The organism is Bradyrhizobium sp. SZCCHNRI3043 (assembly GCF_032377735.1).
Lineage (GTDB): Bacteria > Pseudomonadota > Alphaproteobacteria > Rhizobiales > Xanthobacteraceae > Bradyrhizobium.
Genome location: NZ_JAUHID010000002.1, coordinates 449,407 through 472,646 on the forward strand (window position 1 = coordinate 449,407; position 23,240 = coordinate 472,646).

The window sequence follows — 23,240 nt, forward strand, 5'->3', positions numbered from 1 at the left end:
ATCACCAGGCTTCAGGCCGGCACGAGCTCGGTCAGCGAGCGGATGATGCGGTCGGGCTTGACATCGGTGCCTTCCGGCAGGCCGTCGCCATGGACGTCGATCCAGATCGAATAGATGCCGAGCCGCTGTGGCGCCACGATCTCCCATTCGAGATTGTCGCCGATCATCCAGGTGTCTTCGGGGCCGACGCCGAGCCGCTCCATCGCGTGCCAATAGGCGCGCTCCTCGGGTTTGCCGAAGCCGTGCTCGCCCTCGATCTGGATGTGGTCGAAGCGGTGCGCCAGCGCGAAGCGCTCGATCTTGGCGCGCTGCTGGCCGGCCTCGCCGTTGGTCACGAGCGCCAGCCGGACGCCGCGCGCCTTGAATGCGTCGATCGCCTCATGCGCGCCGGGAAAGATGAACATCTGCTCGTCGCGATAGGCGGTGAAGCGGTCGGCGATGCGGATCGCAAGCTCGGTCGGCAGCGCCGGGCCTGCGGCGGTCAACGCCGCGAAGCCGCCCTTGACCACCTCCTGGCGGGCCTGGATCAGCTTCATCCGCCATTCGGCGCCGGCGACCGACCAGAAGCTGCGCGCCGAGGAGAGGATCGCGGCCGCCACCTCCTGCGAGGTATGCGGCGCCAGCTCGTCGGCGAATTCGGTGGCGACGATGTTCCACGCGATCTCGGGCCGGCCATAGGCCGACAGGATGGTGTCGTCCATGTCGATCAGCATGGCGCGGGGCAGGGGAGCGGTCATCTCCTGGGTACGCGGCGGCGGGGCTGAAGGTTTCAGGGCCATTTCACTTCGGGCGGCATCGAGGACAGGATCGAGTCGACATTGCCGCCGGTTTTCAGCCCAAATGTGGTGCCACGGTCATAAAGCAGGTTGAATTCGACATAGCGGCCGCGCCGGATCAACTGCTCCTCGCGGTCCGCGTCGGTCCAAGGCGCGCCGAAATTGCGGCGGACCAGCTCCGGATAGACCTTCAGGAAGGCGCGGCCAACATCCTGGGTGAAGGCGAGATCGGCCTCCCAGTCGCCGGAATCGTGATGGTCGTAGAAGATGCCGCCGATGCCGCGCGGCTCCTTGCGATGGGGCAGGTAGAAGTACTCGTCGCACCAGCGCTTGTACTTGTCGTACGACGCGACCGCCGCATGCGCATCGCAGGCGCTCTTCATCGCGGCGTGGAAGGCGAGCGTATCCGGGTCTTCCTGAGTGCGGCGGCGGTCGAGCACCGGCGTCAGGTCGGCGCCGCCGCCGAACCAGGCCTTGGTGGTCACGACGAAGCGGGTGTTCATGTGCACCGCCGGCACGTGCGGCGACCGCAGATGCGCGATCAGCGAGATGCCCGAGGCCCAGAACCGCGGATCCTCGGCGGCGCCAGGGATCTGGCTGCGGAATTCGGGCGCGAACTCGCCATGCACGGTGGAGCAGTGCACGCCGACCTTCTCGAACAGCCGGCCGTGCATCATGCTCATGACACCGCCGCCGCCCGGACCGCCGGCATGATCGGTGCGCTCCCATGGCGTGCGCACGAAGCGGCTGGCCTGACGTGGATAGAGGGCGGCCGGCGCCTCGTCCTCGAGCCGCTCGAACGCCGCGCAGATCTGGTCGCGCAGGCTCTCGAACCAGGCGCGGGCGCGGGCCTTGCGATCCTCGATGGCGGCAGTGGTCATGGCAGTTTTCCCCGGGGCGCGTTTCTTTCACCCTCCCCTGGAGGGGAGGGTGGGACCGCTCATGTCGCTACACCTGGCTACTACCATAAGCGATCAGCCCTGCGGGCCAAAATAGGTGCAGGTCTCGCGGCAGCTGTCGCGGTGGACGCTGACCTTGGTGACATGGCCGATGGAGCGGACGCGCTCATAGATGAAGCGCGACAGGTTCTCGAGCGTCGGCAGCCCGATCGCCTCGATCTTGTTCAGGAACTTGTGGTCGAGCATGGCCTGGATCTCGCTCAAGCGCTGCGTCAGCACGCCGAAATCCACCACCATGCCGGTCTCGGGATTGGTCGCATCGCCGCGCACCGTCACCTCGGCGCGGAAGGAATGGCCGTGGATTTCCTGGCTGGCTTCGCCGAGCGTCGTAATCGGCAGCGTATGCGCGGCCTCGAAGGTGAACGACTTGGTCAATTCCCACATCGTGTCAGTCACAATCCCTATCTGATGCCGATCATCTTGTGCGTCTGCAGGCTGAGCCGCCATTGCGGATGATGCTGGCAGTATTGAATCGCGCGCGCCGTGTTCGCGGCCGCGTCGGGCCCGTCCATCGGCTGCAGCGAGAAACGCTCGAAGGCGAGGCCTTCGAACCGCTCCGGCCCGGCGCCGTCCTGCGGATAGACCAGCTTCAGCTCATGGCCCTGCCGCAGCTTCAGCTCGGCGCCCGCTTTCGGGCTGACGCAGATCCAGTCGATGCCGTCGGGCGGAATGAGCGTGCCGTTGGTCTCGATCCCGACCGCGAAGCCGCGGGCGTGGAGCGCCGTGATCAGGTCGGCATCGACCTGCAGCAGCGGCTCGCCGCCGGTGAGGATCGTATAGCGGTCGGCGGCACCGCCTGTCCATTGCCCGGCAATCGCCTCGGCGAGATCGGCGCTGTCATAGCGGCCCCCGAGCGTGCCGTCGGTGCCGACGAAATCGGTGTCGCAGAACCGGCACGTCGCGGTTGCGCGGTCGGCCTCGCGTCCGCTCCACAGGTTGCAGCCGGCGAAGCGGCAGAACACCGCGGCGCGCCCCGCCTGGGCGCCTTCGCCCTGCAGGGTCATGAAGATTTCCTTCACCGCGTAGCTCACCCTTCGGCTCCTTGTGCAGATTGCAATTGGACGAATTGTCCGGTCTGGCGCAGCGCCTCGCCGGCGGCCATCGCCGCCGCCATCGCCACGTTCAGCGAGCGCAGCCCGGGCTGCAGCGGAATCCGCAGCCGCGCATCGGTGACCTCCGCCACGGCCTCCGGCACGCCGGCGCTCTCGCGCCCGAGCAGCAGGATGTCGTCCGCGCCGTAGCTGAAGTCGAGATAGCAGGTCGCGGCCTTGGTCGTCAGCAGCAGCAGGCGATGGCCCGCCGCCGCCCGCCAGGCCTCGAACGCGTGCCATGAGTCGTGGCGCCGCCAATTCAACTGGTCCAGATAGTCCATGCCGGCGCGGCGGAACTGCCGGTCCGACACCGGAAAGCCGGCTGGCTCGATGATGTGGGCCGCGAGCCCGAGGCAGGCGCACAGCCGCAGGATCGTTCCGGTGTTCTGCGGAATGTCGGGTTGATAGAGCGCGATCTGCATGCGAATTGGTCTTAAGACTGAGGCGGAAAGTCCGCTTCCTGCGCGGGAATTGGTGCATGGCGTGCTGCAGGGCCGATAGCGGGCTTGCGCTCGTATCGCAAGGGTGCCAATAGAACGATTCTGGACGGCTTGTTCCCCAGGGGCGGTGGAGCGAGCCGTTTTCTGCCGCCGCGGGGGACGCGGGCGCCGGCAGGATCTCCCGGTCACGTGATCTCCAACGCCGAGATCCAAGACGTCGAGCGGGGCGGTTCCACCGGCTGCAACGAAGAAAGGGTTGGAATCGTGACAGCGTCTACTGCGGATCATCCGACACGCCGGGATTTTCTTTTCGTCGCCACGGGCGCGACCGCAGCGGTCGGTGGTGTGGCCGCCTTGTGGCCCTTCATCTCCCAGATGAATCCCGATGCCTCGACCATCGCGGCCGGTGCGCCGATCGAGGTCGACCTCTCTCCGGTCGCCGAAGGTCAGGACATAAAGGTGTTCTGGCGCGGCAAGCCGATCTACATCTCCCACCGCACCAAGAAGCAGGTCGAGGAGGTCCGTAAGGTTCCCGTGTCGAGCCTGATCGATCCGGCGACCGACCAGTCGCGCACCAAGGACGGCCACGAGCAGTGGCTGGTCGTGATCGGCATCTGCACCCATCTCGGCTGCATCCCGATCGCCCATGAAGGCAACTACGACGGCTTCTTCTGCCCGTGCCACGGCTCCCAGTACGATGCTTCCGGCCGCGTGCGCCAGGGGCCGGCGCCGCTCAACCTTCCCGTCCCGCCCTATCAGTTCGTTTCCGACACCAAGATCCAGATCGGCTGAGCGGACGTTCGTCTTCAGCTCACGCTCGATCGTGCAAGATAATTTCTTCAGGAACGCATCATGAGTGGACCTTCTGACTACCAGCCGAGCCACCCCGCCTTGAAGTGGCTCGAGCAAAGACTTCCGATCATCGGCCTGGTCCACTCGTCCTTCGTTGCCTATCCGACGCCGCGGAACCTGAACTATTGGTGGACGTTCGGCGCCATCCTCTCGCTGATGCTGGGTGTCCAGATCGTCACCGGCGTCATCCTGGCGATGCACTACACGCCGCATGCCGACCTGGCCTTCAAGTCGGTCGAGCTGATCGTGCGCGACGTGAACTACGGCTGGCTGCTGCGCAACATGCATGCCTGCGGCGCGTCGATGTTCTTCCTCGCCGTCTACATCCACATGTTCCGCGGTCTCTATTACGGGTCATACAAGGCGCCGCGCGAGGTGCTCTGGATCCTCGGCGTCATCATCTATCTCTTGATGATGGCGACGGGCTTCATGGGCTACGTGCTGCCGTGGGGCCAGATGAGCTTCTGGGGCGCCACCGTCATCACCAATTTGTTCTCGGCCGTGCCGTATTTCGGCGAGAGCATCGTGACGCTGTTGTGGGGCGGCTATTCGGTCGGCAACCCGACCCTGAACCGCTTCTTCGCGCTTCACTACCTGCTGCCGTTCCTGATCGCCGGCGTGGTCGTGCTGCACGTCTGGGCGCTGCACGTCGCCGGCCAGAACAACCCGGCCGGCGTCGAGCCGAAGACCGAGAAGGACATGGTGCCGTTCACGCCCTACGCCACCATCAAGGACTTCTTCGGCGCCACCTGCTTCCTGATCTTCTATTCCTGGTTCATCTTCTACATGCCGAACTATCTCGGCGAGGCCGACAACTACATCCCGGCCAACCCGGCGGTGACGCCGGCGCATATCGTGCCCGAATGGTACTACCTGCCGTTCTACGCCATCCTGCGCTCGATCCCGAACAAGCTCGCCGGCGTCGTGGCGATGTTCGCGGCGATCATCGTGCTGGTGTTCCTGCCCTGGCTCGACTCGGCCAAGACCCGCTCCAACAAGTACCGTCCGCTCGGCAAGCAGTTCTTCTGGATCTTCGTCGTCGTCTGCATCGGCCTTGGCTATCTCGGCGCGCAGCCGCCGGAGGGCGTCTATGTCGTGCTCGGCCGCATCCTGACGGTGCTGTATTTCGCCTACTTCCTGATCGTGCTGCCGCTGCTCGCCCGCATCGAGCGGCCGCGCCCGCTGCCGAACTCGATCGCTGACGACGTGCTGGCCAAGTCCGGCCGCAAGGCGGCGCCGATGGTCTCGACCGTGATCGCGCTGGTCGCCGCGGTGTCGCTGCTCGCCGGCAGCATGGGCGACGCCCGTGCCAGCGAAGGCCAGGAGAACCCGCCGTCGGCGAGCTGGTCGTTCGCCGGTCCGTTCGGTACCTTCGATCGCGGCGCCGTGCAGCGCGGCCTCAAGGTCTACAAGGAAGTCTGCTCGAACTGCCATTCGCTGCAATACGTGGCGTTCCGCAACCTCGCCGAGCCCGGTGGCCCCGGCTACTCGGCGGCGCAGGCCGCCGCCTTCGCGGCCGAGTACAAGATCAAGGACGGTCCCAACGACGCCGGCGACATGTTCGAGCGTCCGGGCCGGCCGGCCGACTACTTCCCGTCGCCGTTCCCGAACGAACAGGCCGCAAGGGCCGCCAATGGCGGTGCGGCTCCGCCGGACCTGTCGCTGATGGCCAAGGCGCGCTCGTACAAGCGCGGCTTCCCCTGGTTCCTGATCGACTTCTTCACCCAGTTCCAGGAGCAGGGCCCGAACTACATCAACGCGCTGCTGCAGGGCTATGAAGAAACCCCGCCGCACGGCGTCACCATCCCGGAGGGCTCGTACTACAACAAGTACTTCCCCGGGCATGCGATCAAGATGCCGCCGCCGCTGTCCGACGGCCAGGTGACGTTCGACGACGGCTCGCCGGCCACCGTGAAGCAGTATGCCCACGACGTCGCGACCTTCCTGATGTGGACCGCCGAGCCGCACATGGAGGCGCGCAAGCGCCTCGGCTACCAGGTGTTCATCTTCCTGATCATCTTCGCCGGCCTGATGTACTTCACCAAGAAGCGGGTCTGGGCCGCCGCGCATTGAGCGGTGATCGGAAACCTCTGATGAAAACGAAAAGCCCCTCCGGGGGCTTTTTTGCTTTTGGCCGGTCTGGCCGTCGCGCCATTGGCGAGGCACGGCAGAGGAGGGGACGCATGACTTCATCGTTGGCCTTCGCAGGCGCCGCCGTGCTCGAAATCGGCGGCTTCGCGTTCTGGGCCCGGCTGCGGCTCGGCCCGTCGCCGCTATGGCTGCTGCCGGGGCTGGCCGCGCTTGCCGGCTTTGCCTATCTGCTGACCCTGGCCGACAGCCCGCTCGCCGGCCGCGTCTATGCGGCCTATGGCGGCATCTACATCACCGCGGCGCTGCTGTGGGGCTGGCTGGTCGAGGGCCATCGCCCGGATATCCGGGATCGTCGCGGCGCCGGTTGTGGTCCCGGATGTCGCTGCGCTCATCCGGGCTACGGGAGTCACGTTGAAACGAACCCGATTGCTCCCGTCGCGCCGGACACGCATTTGCGGTAAACCCCGCTCCTGAGCTTCCAACAGAAAATGCGGAGGAACACATGGGCACACTCATCAGCTTCAAGCGCCCCGACGGCCAGGAGGCCAAGGGCTATCTCGCCAAGGCCGCGCAGGCCGATGCGCCGGGCGTCGTCGTCATCCAGGAATGGTGGGGCCTGCAGGACCAGATCAAGGGGATGTGCGATCGTTTCGCGCTCGCCGGCTTCAACGCGTTGGCGCCCGATCTCTACAAGGGCACGGTGGTGCCCTATCACGACACGGATGCGGCGGGCCGGGAGATGAACTCGCTCGACTTCATGGACGCGACCACGCAGACCGTGCGCGGGGCCGCGCAATATCTGGCGCGCAACGGCGCCAAGGTCGGCCTCACCGGCTTCTGCCTCGGTGGCGCGGTGACGATCATCGGCGCGACCAAGATCGACGAGCTCGCCGCCGGCGTCGTGTTCTATGGCATTCCGCCGGAGCAGGCGGCGAAGCCGGCCGACGTCAAGATCCCGCTGCAGGCCCACTTTGCCAACAAGGATGATTGGTGCACGCCGGCGCTGGTGGACGGCTTCGAGAAGGCGATGAAGGCCGCCGGCAAGTCGCTCGAGCTCTATCGCTACGATGCCGAGCATGCCTTCGTGAACGAGCAGCGCATGACCGTGCACGATCGCAGAGCCGCCGAGCTCGCCTGGGGCCGCGCCACGGCGTTCTTCCACAAGCACCTCGGCTGAGCCAAGAGGACCGGCGTGTCGGTCTCAACCGTGCCGCGCGGACTCAAACCGCGCGGGCGGTCTTGGTCTCGGCCGACGGCTGTTCGGCCTCATCGAGAGCCGAAGCGTCGTCTGCAGGATCCAAGGGGGCGGCGCTGGTCACCGCGTCGGCGGGGCGTCGCCGACGCTTCGTCCGCTTCGCCTGCGCTTCGAGGAAGCAATCGAGCAGCGTCGGCTGCTTCGGGAGCGCATGCGACACTGAAGGCTGTTTGCCGCGGGCCATGTTAACCAAGGTAATTCAATATGGTTAACCAATCATTGCCACACTATTGCAGCTAGACAACAGTGTTGCCCTCGCGCACAGCCAAGTTATGTAACTTTTTTGGGGTTGCGACAATCATTGGTCGATAAGTGAAGCATTCTGCACGCGCGCAACATGAGGTTGTGGAGGGGGCTCACAGCCGCCGGCTGCAGCTTTTCGCCGCTTGCCGCCGTACGCTTCCGCGAATCACCGGGATTTTGTGGGGATCTGAGCATTGATCATGTTCGCAGCGCGTCGCTTCGTTCGATGGTCGAATTCGCCGTGTCTCGCCGTCGGTTGCGTCGCCGAAACAATCTGAGGTAGCGTTCTCCGGTTCCTCTGCTGATGGAGAAAGCCGTGCGTGTGGCCTTTGCGCTGGCTGGGCTGGGCGGCTTGAACGCCCATGGCGCCGGCTTCCTCGACACCGCCCGCGCCTGGGGCGTCACGCCGGATCTCGTCACCGCGACGTCCGGCCAGATCTTGGTGCTGTCGGCGTGGCTTCAGGGTCTCGATCTGCGCAACGAGCTGATGTCCTCCGACCGCCTCAGAGATCCGGCGTCGCAGCTGCGCACAGTGCTGTTCGGCTATCCCGGCGTGTTTCGTCCCGCCTATGCCGAGGCGCTGGCGCGATTCGTCTCCTGGCCGGATTGGCGCGACGGCCCGTTCAACGCCCTCGCGGACCGGCTGTGGCCGGCGCAGCAATATGTCCCGGTGCGCAGCGAGGCTGACTTCGCGCACGCGGCGGAGACGCTCAATGCCACGCCGATCGGCGTTGTGTTCAACACCTATGATCCCGAGGCGGGCACGGGCTATCTCTATGGCAACGAGGCGGCGCGGGCGCTGCTGCCGGCGGAGAAGTCGGTTCCCAACGCCCATGCCGTCAAGGCGCGGCAATCGGCGGCCAAGCGCGATCTGCGCTACGCCTCCGAGGTGCTGGCCGAGCGCGCCATCCGCCCGATCACGCCAGAGGCGGTCAAGGCTGCGCTGTGGCTGTCGCTCTACGGCTTCACCAAGCTGCCGCAGGGACAGATGGACGGCGCCTATCACCGCGCCAGCATCATCTCCGAGCTGCACGGCTTCGACCGCATCTTCGCCGTCCGCCCGCTCGCCCAGGGGTGGCAGGGCCAGGCGCCCGCCAACTGGTTCGAGGTGCAGGACTGGACCACCGAGATGTGGTTCTCGGTCGGCTACAAGGCCGAGGTCGACGCGCTCAAGCGCATCAACGATCTGATCGCGGGCGGCGTGATCACCGATCCCAAATACAAGACCGTCGATCTGGTTGAGATCCAGCCGGAAACGCCGGCCGGCTATTTCAACTACTTCGTCGAGCGCGGCGAGGTGTATGAGAATGCCGTGGTGGCGACGGAGATGAAGTTCGCTGAGCTCGGGCTGGTGAAGCCGGGGACGTGACACGATCCGCATGAGTCGCGGCCGCTACCGCAACAGACGCCGGAGCGGCCGCGCAGGCTTGGCGACTGCCTTGGTGTCAGGCCGCGGTGATGGCCCCCGCAAGCGCTTCGTTGGTCATCGGCCTGCCGTCCAGATTCCAGGTGCCGTCGACGGCGTGGACGCCGTTGGACCAGATCCGGTCCCTGGCAAGGGCTCCGCCGGAGAGGTCATGCAGAATGTCGGTGGCTTCGCCGAAGAACGCCGTCTGGACCTCGTGGCTGGCGAGCGCGAATGATGGTGTCTTGGTCTCGATCCAGGCGCCATCGACCGGCTTGCCGCCGGCGAAGGTTTGGCCTTTCGGCAAGATGTTCAGATGGGCGGTGACGTTCGCCGTCATGATCCTGTTGCCCGCGAGACCATGGTGCTTCAGGAACGATTCCGTGATCCGCGCAACGGCGATCGGCGCCTTGTCGGCGGCGATGACGCCTTCGGTGAGTGTGAGACTGATCGGCATGATTCCTCCTGTGCTCGCCCTGTGGCGGTTGTCCTGGGGATCGGCGGTCATTAAATAACGACCGTGATCCACTAATAGAATAACGATCGTTATGAGTCAATCATGAAATAACGATCGCTATGGAAGGCGCCAGATGCGGTACCACGCCGAGCACAAGCAGGAAGCAAAGACGAAGTTGTTGGAGGCCGCGGGGCGCGGCTTTCGCCGGCTTGGCTATGGCGGGATCGGCGTCGACGGCCTCGCCAAGGAAGCCGGGGTCACGTCCGGCGCCTTCTACGGTCACTTCAAGTCGAAGGATGCTGCGTTCGAAGCCGCCGCGTTGGCCGGGCTGGACGAGCTCAGGACGGGGATCGCGAGTCTTCAGCAGCAGATGGGAGTGCGCTGGGCCGAGGCGTTCATCGCGTTCTACCTCGGCGAACGTCTCCATTGCATTCTGGACTCAAGCTGCGGACTGCAGAGCCTGACGCCGGACGTGACGCGCGCAAGCGAGGAAACGAAGGCCGCCTATGGCGCCGCGCTCGAAAAGGTCGCGCAGCAGATCGCAAAAGGGTTGCAGGGGAGCACCGATGAAGCTCGGCTGCAAAAGGCCTGGTCGCTGATGGCGATCCTCTCGGGAGGGGTGACGATGGCGCGCAGCGTCGGCTCACGCGAAGCCCGCGATGCCATCGCCTCCCACCTCAAGCAAGCCGCGCTGGCGCTTCTGTAGAGCAACTGCCGCGCGAGCACTCGGCTGCGCAAGCTGGGATCGACCTCCCGCCCCGACGACGCCGGGCTCGCCTCCCGCGAGGGGGAGGGGAGCGCACCGCCATCGTGGCGGCCTGTCGAAGCCAACGACGTTTCGATATTTGCTAACATGGCCCATCAGATGATCCTGGATCCCGCATGAGCACCGAGCCGATCACGTTCGTCGACAAGTCGTCCGGCGACGACGCATGCGTGCTGGTTCGCGTCGTCGGCAGCAGCGTTGGATTGTTGCTGTCGTTGAGGACGGACGGCGACATCGAGGTGTTCATGGAGGCCGCGGAGCTCGATCGTGTTATTGGTGCGCTTGAGCAGGCTCGCTCGGTGATTGGTGGTGAGCGCAGCACCTTGACTCCGCCGACCACGGATTAGTGGACGCAAATCGCCAAGAGGATCCGCGCTGGCCGGCTCGCTCCTTCATGTCGTCTTCAACAAGTCCGCCGTGGGCACGTTGCGCGCCGCGCTCCGGCAGGCTGGCCGCAACGAAGGTGTGCTTCATGACTCGGGCAATCGTGTCGCGAGAATGCAGACCCATGTTCAGTCGTCATCCTGTCTCGGATTGCGCTGTCGGCTCGCCGATGCAGGCGCGATGATTGACGCGAGTACGCTGCCCACCCTCCACTGGAGGGGGAGGGTCGCTCGCACGCGAAGCGTGCGAGCGGGGTGGGGTGTGCCACCGGCGACGGTCCATGCGGAGAGATCACCCCACCTCACGTTTCGCTTCGCCCTCCGTGAGACGACCCTCCCCCTCCAGGGGAGGGTGGCAGTCGGGCCGGCACTTCGCGCAGTGCTCGAAAGCCGAGGGTTCTGAGCGGGAATGATAAGCATGCCACCTCCGCCAACCCCGACTGTGGCCCTCCCGCCCTTGACCGCGGCCGTCCCGCGTGGTCAGTTCCGCGCCATGAGCACCGTTGTCCGCCCAGCCCGTCTCTGGTGGCGCACCTTGTAAAAGGTGGCCGGTGCGATTTGTCTGACATCCAATCGCTTAGGGGCCGCCACGCAGCGGCGGCTTCCGGTTGGTCCTGTGTGGCGTTTCCTCGGTAAATTCCGTAAGAGGACCCCATGAACAGGACCGTTTTCGCCCTTCCGGCCCGCAGCGACTACCGCACCCATGGCGGGCTCGCGATCACGCGCGCCGTCGAGCAGTTTTCCGGTGGCGCCAGCCGGCTCGATGACCTGATCGACCTGCTCGACCGCCGCCGCGGCGTGGTGCTGTCCTCGGGCACGACCGTGCCCGGCCGCTACGAGAGTTTTGACCTCGGCTTTGCCGATCCGCCGCTGGTGCTCGAGACCAAGGGCACCACCTTCACCCTGCAGGCGCTGAATCGTCGCGGCGAGGTGCTGATCGCGTTCCTCAAGGACACGCTGCGCGAGCCCTGCGTGGTCATCACCGAGGCCTCGCCCGCGCGGCTCGCCGGGCACATCGTCCGCGGGCCTGCCCCGGTCGAGGAGGACCAGCGCACCCGCCGCGCCAGCGTGATGTCGCTGGTGCGGGCGATGATCGCTGTGCTGTCGGCCAATGACGATCCGCTGCTCGGCCTGTTCGGCGCCTTCGCCTATGACCTCGTGTTCCAGATCGAGGACCTCCAGCAGAAGCGGCCGCGCGAGAAGGACCAGCGCGACATCGTGCTCTACGTGCCGGATCGCCTGCTGGCCTACGACCGCGCCACCGGCCGCGGCGTCGTTCTTTCCTATGATTTTTCCTGGAACGGCCAGTCGACGGCAGGACTGCCGCGCGACACCGACGCCAGCGTCTACCTGAAGGAGCCGCGCCAGGGTTTTGCCGATCACGCGCCCGGCGAGTACCAGGCGACGGTCGAGAAGGCCCGCGCGGCGTTTGCCCGCGGCGACCTGTTCGAGGCAGTGCCCGGCCAACTGTTTGCGGAGCCCTGTGAGCGCTCGCCGGCGGAAGTGTTCCAGCGGCTCTGCCGGATCAATCCGTCGCCCTATGGCGCGCTGATGAATCTCGGCGACGGCGAGTTCCTCGTCTCGGCCTCACCCGAGATGTTCGTCCGCTCCGACGGCCGTCGCGTCGAGACCTGTCCGATCTCCGGCACCATCGCCCGCGGTCGCGACGCCATCGGCGATGCCGAGCAGATCCGCCAGCTCCTGAACTCGGAGAAGGACGAGTTCGAGCTCAACATGTGCACCGACGTCGACCGCAACGACAAGGCGCGCATCTGCGTCCCCGGCACCATCAAGGTGCTCGCGCGCCGGCAGATCGAGACCTACTCCAAGCTGTTCCACACCGTCGATCACGTCGAGGGCATGCTGCGGCCGGGCTTCGACGCGCTCGACGCATTCCTGACGCACGCCTGGGCGGTCACCGTGACCGGTGCGCCGAAGCTGTGGGCGATGCAGTTCGTCGAGGACAATGAGCGCTCGCCGCGGCGCTGGTATGCCGGCGCCATCGGCGCGGTGAATTTCGATGGCTCGATCAACACCGGCCTCACCATCCGCACCATCCGCATGAAGGACGGGCTCGCCGAGGTCCGCGTCGGCGCCACCTGCCTGTTCGATTCCGACCCCGCGGCCGAGGATCGCGAGTGCCAGGTCAAGGCGGCGGCCTTGTTCCAGGCGCTGCGCGGCGATCCGCCGAAGCCGCTGTCCTCGACCGCGCCGGACGCCACCGGCTCCGGCAAGAACGTGCTCTTGATCGACCACGACGATTCGTTCGTGCACATGCTGGCGGACTATTTCCGCCAGGTCGGCGCCAACGTCACCGTGGTGCGTTACGTCCATGCCTTGAAGATGCTGGCCGAGCGCAGCTGGGATCTCATCGTGCTGTCGCCCGGACCGGGCCGCCCCGAGGACTTCAAGATCTCGACGACGATCGATGCGGCGCTCGCGAAGAAGCTGCCGATCTTCGGCGTGTGCCTCGGCGTGCAGGCGATGGGCGAATATTTTGGCGGTCAGCTCGGCCAGCTCGCCCAACCGGCGCATGGCAGGCCGTCGCGGGTCCAGGTGCGCGGCGGACGCCTGATGCAGGGGTTGCCGAACGAGATCGTCATCGGCCGCTACCATTCGCTGTTCGTCGAGCGCGACAGCATGCCGGAGGTGCTGACCGTCACCGCAGCGACCGAGGACGGCGTGGCGATGGCGATCGAGCACAAGACGCTGCCGGTCGGCGGCGTGCAGTTCCACCCGGAGTCGCTGATGTCGCTCGGCGATGCCGTGGGTTTGAGGATCGTGGAGAATGCGTTCCGGCTCAATCAGCCGGGGTGAAAGGTGGTTGCCGTCATCGCGAGGAGCGTGAGCGACGAAGCGATCCAGAGTTGTTTTCGCGGCCCTGGATTGCTTCCGCCTTCGCCCGAGTGGGCTTCGGCGGACACGTCGCTTCGCTCGCAATGACGGCACATAAACAGAGTGGATGAGAGCACGATGACGTTCGATCTGGACATCAAGAATACGGTCCGCACCATTCCGGACTATCCGAAGCCGGGCATCCTGTTCCGGGATATCACGACGCTGCTGGCGGACGCGCGCGCGTTCCGTCGCGCGGTGGACGAGCTGGTGCATCCCTGGGCCGGCTCCAAGATCGACAAGGTCGCCGGCATCGAGGCGCGCGGCTTCATCCTCGGTGGCGCGGTGGCGCATCAGCTCTCGGCCGGCTTCGTGCCGATCCGCAAGAAGGGCAAGCTGCCGCACAAGACGGTCAGCATGTCCTATGCGCTGGAATACGGCACCGACGAGATGGAGATGCATGTCGACGCGGTCGAGCCCGGCGAGCGCGTGATCCTGGTCGACGACCTCATCGCCACCGGCGGCACGGCCGAGGGCGCGGTGAAGCTGCTCCGCCAGATCGGCGCCACCGTGGTGGCGGCCTGCTTCATCATCGACCTGCCGGATCTCGGCGGCGCCGCCAAGCTGCGCGCGCTCGACGTGCCCGTGCGCACGCTGATCTCCTTCGAGGGGCACTGAGGAACGCGCGGCGGCGTCAGGACCGCTGCATCAGGAGCTCGTTCTCGATCTCGCGCAGCGCATAGTAGTTGCGCCGGATCCATTGATAGAGCTCGGTGGACGGGTCCTTCTCCTGGCGCAGATAGCCGGTAAAGGAGAACGAGAAGCGCTCGATATAGGTCCTCAGGAACGCGGGCAGGGCGGCAATGCGCAGATGCTTGCCGCGGCTGTAGAGGTCGGGGAGCTCCTCGCGCAGGACGTGGTCGTTTTCGACCACGATCAGCTGAGGTCGCGGGATCTGTCGCCGCAGGGCGTCGTAGGCGCGCATCGACACCCGGTCGCCCTCGGCGCAGTACAGAACGATCGGGACCACGTTCCGCCGTGAGGCCTCCTTCAAAAAGCCGATCTCCTCGGACATCTTGAAAAACTCGTCGAACGAGTAGTAGCCGAGGTCGATCACCTTGGCGATGCCGTCGTTGAGGATGACGCGATCCATCAATTGGATCTTGCCGTAGGTGTCCTCGATCGTCGCGGTCTCCGTGATCTGCGGCAGGAAGTCGAGCAGCGACGGCTCGCGCAAGGTGACGTCGAAGGCGAGCACCTGGCCGTTCTTGAGCAGCAGGAACTCGCTCAGCACCCGCGCAAGCAGCGTCTTCCCGGACTGCGGCCGGGGCGAGCAGACGATGTAGACGGGCGTTGCGGGCATCAGACCTATATCAGGTCAAATGCGGTTGCGATAAAGTCCCATCCTTCACGGGGCTGCTATTTTTCCCCGGCCGGCCGCGGCGCCGCCGCCTTGGTCGAGCCGACGATGTCGGTCAGCTTGATGCGGTCGTACTCGCTCCAGACATTGGCGAGCCAATGCCGGACATAGCCGCGCAGCACGAAGGAGTAGTTGGCGGCCTCGTCGCGCGGACCCTTGTTGGCGACGAACTTCAGGAACGGCACCGAGGCGACCTCGACCTGCTCGAACGCCATCTCGTTGAGCTTGGGGATGGTCAGCTCGGTCGCATCCTTGATGCGGTGGAAGTAGGAATTGTAGGTCGACTGGTCCCACTCGAAGAAGCTGGTGTTGTTGATGAAGTTCTTCACCAGGAAGTACTTCGCGCCGATCATGTAGCTTGCCGTCTCCGCGATCTCGTCGAGCGAGGCGATCGACGAGCCCAGGATGTGGAACACCGCGAAGGTGATCTGGCCGGAGCGGGCGGCGTCGAGGAAGCCGATGTCGCGCAGCGCCGCGAGCGTCGGCGACATCAGGCCGGCGCGGACGTCGATCACGGTCACCGAGGGCGCCACCGCGCTCAGCGTGTCGAAGATCTTCATCTGGTCCGGCGTCGAATTCATGTCGACGATCTCGGTGATTTCCGGGTGGAAGCGCTTCAGCGTGCCGCGCGGATGCTCGGTGTCGAACGCCCGGGTCGGGACGTTGTTGGCGCTGAAATAATCGAGCAACGTCCGCGATACCGTGGTCTTGCCGACCCCGCCCTTGTCCGCACCCACCACAACCACTGCCGGTTTCGCCATGGAAAGTCCTTCAGCCCTGAGGCCGGCCAGGGGGCCGGCGCTTTGCATTCTGCTTTGGGCGCGAACATGGCAGAAACGCTGGAGAATTCAAATTCATTGCAGCACGGGACCGGGGAAATTTGCGCCTTCGCGGCAACAGATCGGCGCAATCGGACCCGTTCCAGCCGAAACGTCCGGTTCGCGCCGAAACACTTAAGAGCGAATGCCGGGATGATTGCGCGCTGCGCGCGATCGGGGCTCGAACTGCGCCGCAGCGGCTGGTCCTAATGCCGGCCCCATGGGCCTGTAGCAGGTGTCGTCCAGGGGCCTTCCGGGGCGGCTTGCCCGCCGCCGGGCGACTTACCCCCTCCATCGGCATCGCCCCACGGGCCGGCCGGGGGCAGCGGCGGTGGCGCAGTGCCGTCGGCTGGCTCGTCACCGGTATCGGTATCTCTCCCGTCGGACGGCAGCGCCAGCGGGCCCGGATCATGGCCGCCGGCGAACTTGATCAGCGCCTGGACGCGGGAGTCGACCGAGGGATGGGTGGCGAACAAATCGGCAAAGCCCTCGCGCGGATTGTCGACGCACAATTCCATGACGGCGGAGGTGGCGCCGGGCAGTTCGCCCCGCCCTTCGATCTTGCGCAGGGCGCTGATCATGGCGTCCGGATTCTTGGTCAGCTCGACAGACCCGGCATCGGCAAGGTATTCGCGGGTGCGCGACAGCGCCAGCTTGACCACCTGGGACAGCAGCCAGGCCACCACGATCAGCACCACCGCGATGATCACGACGATGATGGCCCCGCCGCCGGAGCCCTTGCGGTCGGAGTCGGACGAGGAGGAGGACGACGACGACGAGCGACCCCAGCCGCCGCCCCAGCTCATGTTGGTGAACAGGCGGAAGAACAATTCACCGAAGAAGCCGACCACCCCGGCGATGATCACGGCCACGACCATCAGCTGCACGTCGCCGTTGCGGATATGGGTGAGCTCGTGGCCGAGCACCGCCTCGATCTCCTGGTCATCGAGTGCGTTCAGAAGACCGCTCGTGACGGTGACGGCGTATTGCCGCGGATTCAGGCCGGTGGCGAAGGCGTTCAGCGCCGGGCTGTCCATGACCTTCAGCTGCGGCATGGTGATGCCGCGCGAGATGCAGAGATTCTCGAGCAGATTGTAGAGCCGCGGCTGCTCCTGGCGGGTCACGGCCGTCCCGCCGGTCACGGCGTCGATCATCTTCTGATGGAAAAAATACGCGATGACGATCCAGGCCGCGGCGCCGATCGTGGCCCAGGGCAACGCCTTGATCAGGTCGCGCGTAGCGGCCTGCATGTAATAGGCGACGCTGCCATTGCCGTTGATCATGACCTCGGCGATCAGCGCGCCGGCGAACACCAGCACGTAGATCAGCAGGAACAGGCCGCCGAGCAGCAGCATCGAACGGGTCTTGTTCGATGCGATGTGGGTGTAGAGACCATAGGCGGCCATGATTTCGGGCCCTTCAGGCGCGAAGGCGCTGGCTCAGAACTTCACGCTCGGCGTGGCCTCGACCTCGGCCCGGCTGGTACCGAGATCGAAGAATTCCTTGCGGGTGAAGCCGAAGGTGCCGGCGAACAGCGCGGCCGGCATCTGCTGGATGCTGGTATTGTATTCCTGCACAGCGTTGTTGAAGAAGCGGCGGCTGGCGGCGATCTTGTTCTCGATGTCGGAGAGCTCGCCGGCGAGTTGCTGGAAGTTGGCGTTGGCCTTGAGGTCCGGATAGGCCTCGGACAGCGCGATCAGGCGCCCGAGCGCGCCGGAGAGCTGGCCTTCGGCGGCCGAGACCTGGGCCGGGCCCTGCGCCGACATCGCCGCATTGCGGGCCTTGATCACCTCGTCGAGGGTGCCGCGCTCATGCGCGGCGTAGCCCTTCACGGTCTCGACCAGGTTCGGAATCAGGTCGTGGCGCAGCTTGAGCTGGACGTCGATGTCGGCAAAGGCCTGGCCGACCCGCTGGCTGAGGGCGACCAGCCGGTTGTAGGCGCCAAGGGCGAACAGTACGAGGATGACGATGATGCCGAGGACGATCCAGCCGGACATGACGGGCTCCGAGGGAGAGGGCAGGAGGACGAGGCGGCCGCCACGCGACGGCGCCGCCGGTCCGCAGGTGGACCGGCGTGCATTGGTCGCACTAGGGGGGATGCCCGTTCAAGTCGCTTGAGGCTGACTGGTCCGTTCGATGGTCGCCCAGGCGACCGAATGGGCGCCGGAGGCAGTGATGCGCAGGGCTCAATAGGGACGGGCGACCCGCCATTGCTGCGTGGGATCGTTGCCCTTGATATCGCCCGGGGCGCTGTCGAGCTGCGAGGTGTAGAGCGGACGGTAGCGGTAGGCCCACATCTTCTTGCCGTCGCTGCGGGTGATGACGGTGAAGTCGCCGCTGGCGGTCGCGTTGTCGGGTGCGATCAGCGGCGGCCGCTTCTCGGCACAGGCACCGTCGCAGGTCGATTTGTTCCCGGTGTTGTCGCGCTCGGTGTAGTACAGCGTCATCCCCTTGGGATCGACCAGGACGGGGCCGTTCTTGCCGACGATGGCCTTGGCCGGCGGGCCTTCCTGCTTCGGCGGGGGCGGTGCCGAGGATCCACCACCGTGGCTGTTTGCCAGGGCCGTTCCTGCCGAAGCCAGCAGCGCGGCGGTGATCATCATCGTCCTGAACATCGAAACGCGTTCCCTTGTGAGCAGCGCCTTCAGCGCCTGTTGCAGCTCACCGTAGCAAGCGCGGATTTCTCGCCGGTTTCGCGAAATCGCGAAAATGAGAGACGAATACGACCCACCGTTAACCATGGGCGCCGGCCGAGGTATCTACGAACCTGGCGGCTCCACGCCGTCACCCCAGTCCCAGCGCCGCGCGGCGGCAAAGGCGGGCTTGTCGCGGCGGGGGATGCTGACGACCCTGGCGGCACCATCCGCCTGGCACAGCTTCGCGGTTGCCCCGACCTTGGTGACCGCCGGCGGCGCCAGCACGCGTGCGGCGGGCCGATGCGTCGCGGGCTTGCGGGTGAGGGCAATGAAGCTGAACTTCTCGTCCTCGAACGGAACGTCCGCGCCCTTGAGCTCGCGATGCGCCCGCGAGCGCGCCAGCCGCTGGGCGAAATGGCACCAATCCGGTGCGATCAGTGGACACGCCGCGGCGTGCGGGCAGGGGGCGGCGATGTGGGCTCCGGACGCGATCAGGCGGTCGCGCGCCGCGATGATGCGCTGATAGCCGGCGGGCGTGCCGGGTTCGACGATCAGGAGCGTATCGCCGGTCCTCGTCCACAGCGCATCAATGATGCCCGGGCGTTCGGCGTCGCTCAGTTCGCCGATCATGTAGCTGGCGATGACGAGATCGGCGCCCGTGCTGCGCTCGAGCAGCGCTCGCGCCGAGCCCAGCGCGTAGTCGAGGTCGCGGATGCGTGTCGCGTCGCCAGCGAGCGCCAGCGCGAGCGTGCGCAAGGCGGGATTGGAATCGATGGCGGCGAAAGACGCCAGCGACGGGAATGCGTCCGCCGCAGCGAAGCTTGCGGTGCCCGGACCGGCGCCGACATCGAGCAGCGAGGCCGGGGCGAAGTCCGGGCTCGCCTGCATCACGGCATTCAGGCTGGCCACCACCGCTGCATACGTCGCCGGCATCCGCACGACGGCATAGGCGATCGCGTCGGCTTCGCTCGTGATCGTCCCCGAATTGCCGCCGCTGCGATAGGAATCCGAGATGCGGGCCGCGCGGGCGGCGGCCTCCTGCCGCGACTGCCCGTGCAGCCTGGCTTCGAGGGATGCCTTCAGCGCTGCGGGCAGATCAGGAGAGATCATCGGTCCTCTCCGCGCGTCAGTCCGGGCGCCGCGCTTGCGGCGATCCGGAATGACGGAGCAAGATCACGCCACCTGCTGGTCGAGGATCTTCACGGCCTCGTCGAGTGCGACCGACACCAGCTGCGACACGCCGCGCTCGGCCATGGTGACGCCGAACAGCCGGTTCATGCGCGCCATGGTGATCGGGTTGTGCGTGATGATGATGAAGCGGGTCTCGGTCGAGCCCTTCATCTCATGCAGCAGGTTGCAGAAGCGTTCGACGTTGTGGTCGTCGAGCGGCGCGTCGACCTCGTCCAGCACGCAGATCGGCGAGGGGTTGGTGAGGAACACCGCGAAGATCAGCGCCATCGCCGTCAGCGCCTGCTCGCCGCCCGACAGCAGCGACAGCGTTTGCGGCTTCTTGCCCGGCGGCTTGGCGATGATCTCGAGGCCGGCCTCGAGCGGATCGTCGCTCTCGATCAGATGCAGCGCGGCCTCGCCGCCGCCGAACAGCTCGGTGAACAGACGCTTGAAGTGGTCGTTGACGGTCTCGAACGAGGCCTGCAGCCGCTCGCGCGCCTCCTTGTTGAGGCTCTGGATGCCCTGGCGCAGCCGCTTGATGGCCTCGACCAGGTCGTCGCGCTCGGTGGTCAGCGCGGTGTGCGAGCCCTCGACCTCGGTGAGCTCCTCCTCGGCGCGCAGATTGACGGCGCCGAGCCGCTCGCGGTCGCGCCGCAGCTTCTCCAGGGTCTCTTCGATCTCGTGCAGCGGCGGCAGTTGCGTGTCCGGGCCGATCTCGGCCATGGCCGCGACCGCCTGCGGCTCGCATTCGAGCATGTCGTGGATCTCGCGCTCGACGTCGCCGACGCGGCGCTTGGCGCTTTCGAGTCGCTCCTCGGCGCGGGCCGCGGCCTCGCGCGACTTCGACAGCGCTTCCAGCGACGCCTTGGCGGCACGGTCGGTGTCGCCCATCGCGGTCTCGGCCTCGGCCAGCGCGTCGGCGGCGACCTGGCGCTCGCCTTCGGCGATGGCGAGCTCGTCGATCAGCGCGCTGCGCTTCTCGGCAAAGATCTCCGGCGCGTTTTCGAGCTCGGCGCGTTCGTCCTTCACCTCGGCGATGCGGGCCTCGATGGTGGCGATCTGCGAGCCGGCGCCGCGGATGCGGTTGAACCAGTCGTTGCGCTCGCTGATGATTGCCTGCACGCGGCGGTCGGCGAGCTCGGCCTCGCGGGCCAGCGCCTGCGCTTCGGCCCGGACCTGCGCCGCGGCGCGGCGCTTGGACTCGATCTCGGCCCGCACCGCGGCAAGACGGCCGTCGGCTTCGTTGGTCGCCGGCAGCTCCTCGATCGCCTCCAGCGCATTCTGGTGCAGCTCGGCGATCTCGGCGCGGTCATGGGCGAGGCGGGTCGAGGCTTCGACCAGCGCCGACTTGCGCGCCGAATGGCGGTTGATCTCGCGCTCGGCATTGGCGTGGCGCTCACGCGCGGAGTTCACCTCGCGCTGGGAGGCGCGCCAGGCTTCGCGCGCGGCGCTCTCGGCGGCGGTCGCGGCCCTCACCTCGGCCTCGGCGCTCTCGAGCGCCTGGCGCTTGTTCGTCGCATCGATGCGTGCCTGCTCCAGCTCGGCCTCGATGTCGATCAGGCGGGCGCGCTCGGCCAGGCGACGCGCCGCGCCGGTTGGCGCATGCGCCGCGGCGATGAAGCCATCCCAGCGCCAGACGTCGCCTTCGGAGGACACCAGCCGCTGGCCGGTCTTGAGCTGCGACACCAGCTGGGCGCCGCGCTCGCGCGACACCACGCCGATCTGCGCCAGACGGCGCGACAGCTCCGGCGGCGCCTGGACATAGGCCGCGAGCGGCTCGACGCCGTCCGGCAGCGCGGGGTCGATGACCTCGGCGCCGGCCACGGTCCAATGCATCGGCGCGGACGCGTCGACCGGCGCATCAAGGTCGTCGCCGAGCACGGCGCCGAGCGCCTTCTCATAGCCCTTGGCGACCGTGACGCCGTCGATGATCGGCGGCCACAGATTCTTGGTCTCGCTGTTGACCATCTTGGAGATGGTGCGGGCCTCGGTCTCGAGCCGCTGCGCGCGCTTCTCGGCCTCGGCGAGCGGGGCGCGCGAGGCTTCGAGCTTCTGCCGTGCATTGGCCTGCGCCGACTCGTTGGTCTGCACCGCGGCCTCAGCCTGCGCCTCGGCCTCCTCGGCCGCTTCGAGCGAGGCGGCGAGCGTGTCGAGATCGCCGAGATGGGCGGTCTCCTGCGCCAGCCGTTCCTCATCGGCGCGGACATTGGCGATGTCCTGATCGAGGCGGGCGAGACGATCGCGGTGGCTGCGAACGTTGGCTTCGAGCTGGTTGCGGCGGGCGGTGAGGTCCGCAAGCTGCGTCGTCAGCTCGGTGAACTGGCGCTCGGTCTCGGCCAGCAGCGCCTCGGCCTCGGCGACGCGCTCGTCGACGCCACTGCGCATCTCGACGCGCGCCTTGATCTCTTCCTTCAGCTCCGCGTCTTCGGTTTCCAGCCGCTGCAGCGCGACCTGCGCGTCCTGGTTCTGCTGCTGCTCGCGGGCGACGTCGGCGGTGAGCTGCATCAGGCGGCGATCGAGTTCGCCGGCGCGCTCCTTGGCGCGCAGCTCCTCGCGGTCGAGCAGGTCGCGGGCGTTCTTCAGCCGCTGCATCGTCGCCGCGGCGCGGGCCTCGGCTTCGCGCAGCGCCGGCAGATGCGAGGAGCGGATGGCCTGGATGCGGGCCGACTCGGCCTGCTCGCGGGTCCGCTCCGCCATCTCGCGCACGGCGACGTCATGCACATGGGCGGCGTCGTTGAGATCGGCATGCGCGCCCATCCAGCGCATATGATAGAGCGTGGCTTCCGCCTTGCGCACCTTGGCCGCGACCTCGCGGTAGCGGATCGCCTGGCGCGCCTGCTTGCGCAGGCCTTCCATCTGGCCGGAGAGCTGGCCGATGACGTCCTCGACGCGCAGCAGATTGGTCTCGGCCGCCTTCAATCGCAGCTCGGCCTCGTGGCGGCGCGCATGCAGGCCGGCGACGCCGGCGGCGTCTTCGAGCACGCGGCGGCGCTGCTCAGGTTTCGCTTGAATGATTTCGCCGATCTTGCCCTGGTGGACCAGCGCCGGCGAACGCGCGCCGGTGGCGGCGTCGGCGAACAGGATCTGCACGTCGCGGGCGCGCACGTCGCGGCCGTTGATGCGATAGACCGAGCCGGCCTCGCGCTCGATGCGACGCGAGATTTCGAGAATGTCGCGATCGTTCACGGCGGCTGGCGCGGTGCGATCGCTGTTGTCGATCGTCATCACCACTTCGGCGTGGTTGCGCGACGGACGCGTGTTCGAGCCGGAGAAGATCACCGCGTCCATGTCGGCGGCGCGCAGCGATTTGTGCGAGGTCTCGCCCATCGCCCAGCGCAGCGCCTCGACCAGATTCGACTTGCCGCAGCCGTTCGGTCCGACGACGCCGGTGAGGCCGGGTTCGATCACGAAGTCAGTCGGTTCGACGAACGTCTTGAAACCGTGAAGACGAAGACGGGTGAGTTTCATGCACAGATTCTCTGTTGGCGGGAGACGAATCTCCCAGCCCCGACAATACCATGGAAGGCAATGTCAATGTGGACTGAGTCGCCCTGGCGCCCCATTCTGAGGGCGGGACAATGGCGAGGGCCGGTCCCCAGGGCAACCCGCCGGCCCTGCTTTTCCAAGGCTTTCTCGTGGCGAA

23 protein-coding genes are annotated in these 23,240 nt (G+C 66.6%); 9 read left to right on the plus strand and 14 right to left on the minus strand.

Annotation, left to right across the window (positions count from 1 at the left end; genetic code table 11):
* Positions 1-11 precede the first annotated feature (11 nt).
* The 5 genes from QX124_RS07865 to QX124_RS07885 form a co-directional block, all read right to left on the minus strand.
* Positions 12-737 (minus strand): HAD family hydrolase, encoded by a 726-nt coding sequence (locus QX124_RS07865; RefSeq protein ID WP_315796842.1) that lies wholly within the window; start codon positions 735-737, stop codon positions 12-14.
* 32 nt (positions 738-769) lie between these two features.
* Entirely contained in the window at positions 770-1,657 is an 888-nt protein-coding gene (gene hemF, locus QX124_RS07870; RefSeq protein WP_315796843.1) for an oxygen-dependent coproporphyrinogen oxidase, read from the minus strand.
* A 93-nt stretch (positions 1,658-1,750) separates the two neighbouring features.
* Complete coding sequence (locus QX124_RS07875; protein WP_315738713.1) at positions 1,751-2,119, minus strand: 6-carboxytetrahydropterin synthase; 369 nt, start codon at positions 2,117-2,119, stop codon at positions 1,751-1,753.
* A 17-nt stretch (positions 2,120-2,136) separates the two neighbouring features.
* Entirely contained in the window at positions 2,137-2,766 is a 630-nt protein-coding gene (gene queE / locus QX124_RS07880) for a 7-carboxy-7-deazaguanine synthase (protein WP_315796844.1), read from the minus strand.
* Complete coding sequence (locus QX124_RS07885; protein WP_315773441.1) at positions 2,763-3,248, minus strand: tRNA (cytidine(34)-2'-O)-methyltransferase; 486 nt, start codon at positions 3,246-3,248, stop codon at positions 2,763-2,765. The genes queE and QX124_RS07885 overlap by 4 nt, the downstream gene beginning before the upstream one ends.
* A 279-nt stretch (positions 3,249-3,527) precedes the next feature.
* Between QX124_RS07885 and petA the strand changes: the two genes are divergently transcribed.
* From petA to QX124_RS07905, 4 genes are all read left to right on the plus strand, one after another.
* Complete coding sequence (gene petA / locus QX124_RS07890; RefSeq protein ID WP_315738712.1) at positions 3,528-4,058, plus strand: ubiquinol-cytochrome c reductase iron-sulfur subunit; 531 nt, start codon at positions 3,528-3,530, stop codon at positions 4,056-4,058.
* Between the two features lie 60 nt (positions 4,059-4,118).
* Complete coding sequence (locus QX124_RS07895) at positions 4,119-6,191, plus strand: cytochrome c1 (protein ID WP_315773442.1); 2,073 nt, start codon at positions 4,119-4,121, stop codon at positions 6,189-6,191.
* 110 nt (positions 6,192-6,301) lie between these two features.
* On the plus strand, positions 6,302-6,670 hold the full coding sequence (locus tag QX124_RS07900; RefSeq protein WP_315773443.1) for a YnfA family protein: 369 nt from the start codon (positions 6,302-6,304) through the stop codon (positions 6,668-6,670).
* A 41-nt stretch (positions 6,671-6,711) separates the two neighbouring features.
* Positions 6,712-7,386 carry a dienelactone hydrolase family protein gene (locus QX124_RS07905; RefSeq protein WP_315717281.1) on the plus strand — a complete coding sequence of 225 codons (675 nt, stop codon included), beginning with the start codon at positions 6,712-6,714 and terminating at the stop codon, positions 7,384-7,386.
* 43 nt (positions 7,387-7,429) lie between these two features.
* Here QX124_RS07905 and QX124_RS07910 read toward each other — a convergent pair whose 3' ends face one another.
* Positions 7,430-7,648: a hypothetical protein gene (locus QX124_RS07910; protein WP_315796845.1), complete on the minus strand. Its 219-nt coding sequence runs from the start codon at positions 7,646-7,648 to the stop codon at positions 7,430-7,432.
* A gap of 375 nt (positions 7,649-8,023) precedes the next feature.
* On the opposite strand from QX124_RS07910, the gene QX124_RS07915 reads away from it, so the two are divergent.
* Positions 8,024-9,076, plus strand: coding sequence for a hypothetical protein (locus tag QX124_RS07915; RefSeq protein ID WP_315785714.1), 1,053 nt, complete (start codon positions 8,024-8,026; stop codon positions 9,074-9,076).
* 76 nt (positions 9,077-9,152) lie between these two features.
* On the opposite strand, the gene QX124_RS07920 is transcribed toward QX124_RS07915, so the two are convergent.
* The gene (locus QX124_RS07920) at positions 9,153-9,569 is read right to left on the minus strand and encodes a 4-oxalocrotonate tautomerase (protein WP_315796846.1); all 417 of its coding nucleotides are present in this window, start codon (positions 9,567-9,569) and stop codon (positions 9,153-9,155) included.
* Positions 9,570-9,702: 133 nt separating this feature from the next.
* On the opposite strand from QX124_RS07920, the gene QX124_RS07925 reads away from it, so the two are divergent.
* From QX124_RS07925 to QX124_RS07940, 4 genes are all read left to right on the plus strand, one after another.
* Positions 9,703-10,275: a TetR/AcrR family transcriptional regulator gene (locus QX124_RS07925; RefSeq protein ID WP_315785720.1), complete on the plus strand. Its 573-nt coding sequence runs from the start codon at positions 9,703-9,705 to the stop codon at positions 10,273-10,275.
* A 176-nt stretch (positions 10,276-10,451) separates the two neighbouring features.
* Positions 10,452-10,682 carry a hypothetical protein gene (locus QX124_RS07930; RefSeq protein WP_315757037.1) on the plus strand — a complete coding sequence of 77 codons (231 nt, stop codon included), beginning with the start codon at positions 10,452-10,454 and terminating at the stop codon, positions 10,680-10,682.
* 690 nt (positions 10,683-11,372) lie between these two features.
* On the plus strand, positions 11,373-13,535 hold the full coding sequence (locus QX124_RS07935; RefSeq protein ID WP_315786776.1) for an anthranilate synthase component I: 2,163 nt from the start codon (positions 11,373-11,375) through the stop codon (positions 13,533-13,535).
* Positions 13,536-13,691: 156 nt separating this feature from the next.
* The gene (locus QX124_RS07940) at positions 13,692-14,231 is read left to right on the plus strand and encodes an adenine phosphoribosyltransferase (RefSeq protein WP_315738337.1); all 540 of its coding nucleotides are present in this window, start codon (positions 13,692-13,694) and stop codon (positions 14,229-14,231) included.
* Positions 14,232-14,247: 16 nt separating this feature from the next.
* On the opposite strand, the gene QX124_RS07945 is transcribed toward QX124_RS07940, so the two are convergent.
* The 7 genes from QX124_RS07945 to QX124_RS07975 form a co-directional block, all read right to left on the minus strand.
* Positions 14,248-14,916, minus strand: a complete 669-nt coding sequence (locus QX124_RS07945; RefSeq protein WP_315738336.1) for a hypothetical protein — start codon at positions 14,914-14,916, stop codon at positions 14,248-14,250.
* A 56-nt stretch (positions 14,917-14,972) separates the two neighbouring features.
* Positions 14,973-15,734 (minus strand): hypothetical protein, encoded by a 762-nt coding sequence (locus QX124_RS07950; protein WP_009025709.1) that lies wholly within the window; start codon positions 15,732-15,734, stop codon positions 14,973-14,975.
* A gap of 263 nt (positions 15,735-15,997) precedes the next feature.
* Complete coding sequence (locus QX124_RS07955) at positions 15,998-17,197, minus strand: M48 family metallopeptidase (RefSeq protein ID WP_315796847.1); 1,200 nt, start codon at positions 17,195-17,197, stop codon at positions 15,998-16,000.
* Between the two features lie 33 nt (positions 17,198-17,230).
* Positions 17,231-17,788 carry a LemA family protein gene (locus QX124_RS07960; protein WP_315738334.1) on the minus strand — a complete coding sequence of 186 codons (558 nt, stop codon included), beginning with the start codon at positions 17,786-17,788 and terminating at the stop codon, positions 17,231-17,233.
* Positions 17,789-17,977: 189 nt separating this feature from the next.
* Entirely contained in the window at positions 17,978-18,406 is a 429-nt protein-coding gene (locus QX124_RS07965) for a hypothetical protein (protein WP_315738333.1), read from the minus strand.
* A gap of 144 nt (positions 18,407-18,550) precedes the next feature.
* Positions 18,551-19,537, minus strand: coding sequence for a small ribosomal subunit Rsm22 family protein (locus tag QX124_RS07970; RefSeq protein ID WP_315786785.1), 987 nt, complete (start codon positions 19,535-19,537; stop codon positions 18,551-18,553).
* A 63-nt stretch (positions 19,538-19,600) separates the two neighbouring features.
* Positions 19,601-23,065 (minus strand): chromosome segregation SMC family protein, encoded by a 3,465-nt coding sequence (locus QX124_RS07975; protein WP_315796848.1) that lies wholly within the window; start codon positions 23,063-23,065, stop codon positions 19,601-19,603.
* Positions 23,066-23,240: the final 175 nt, after the last annotated feature.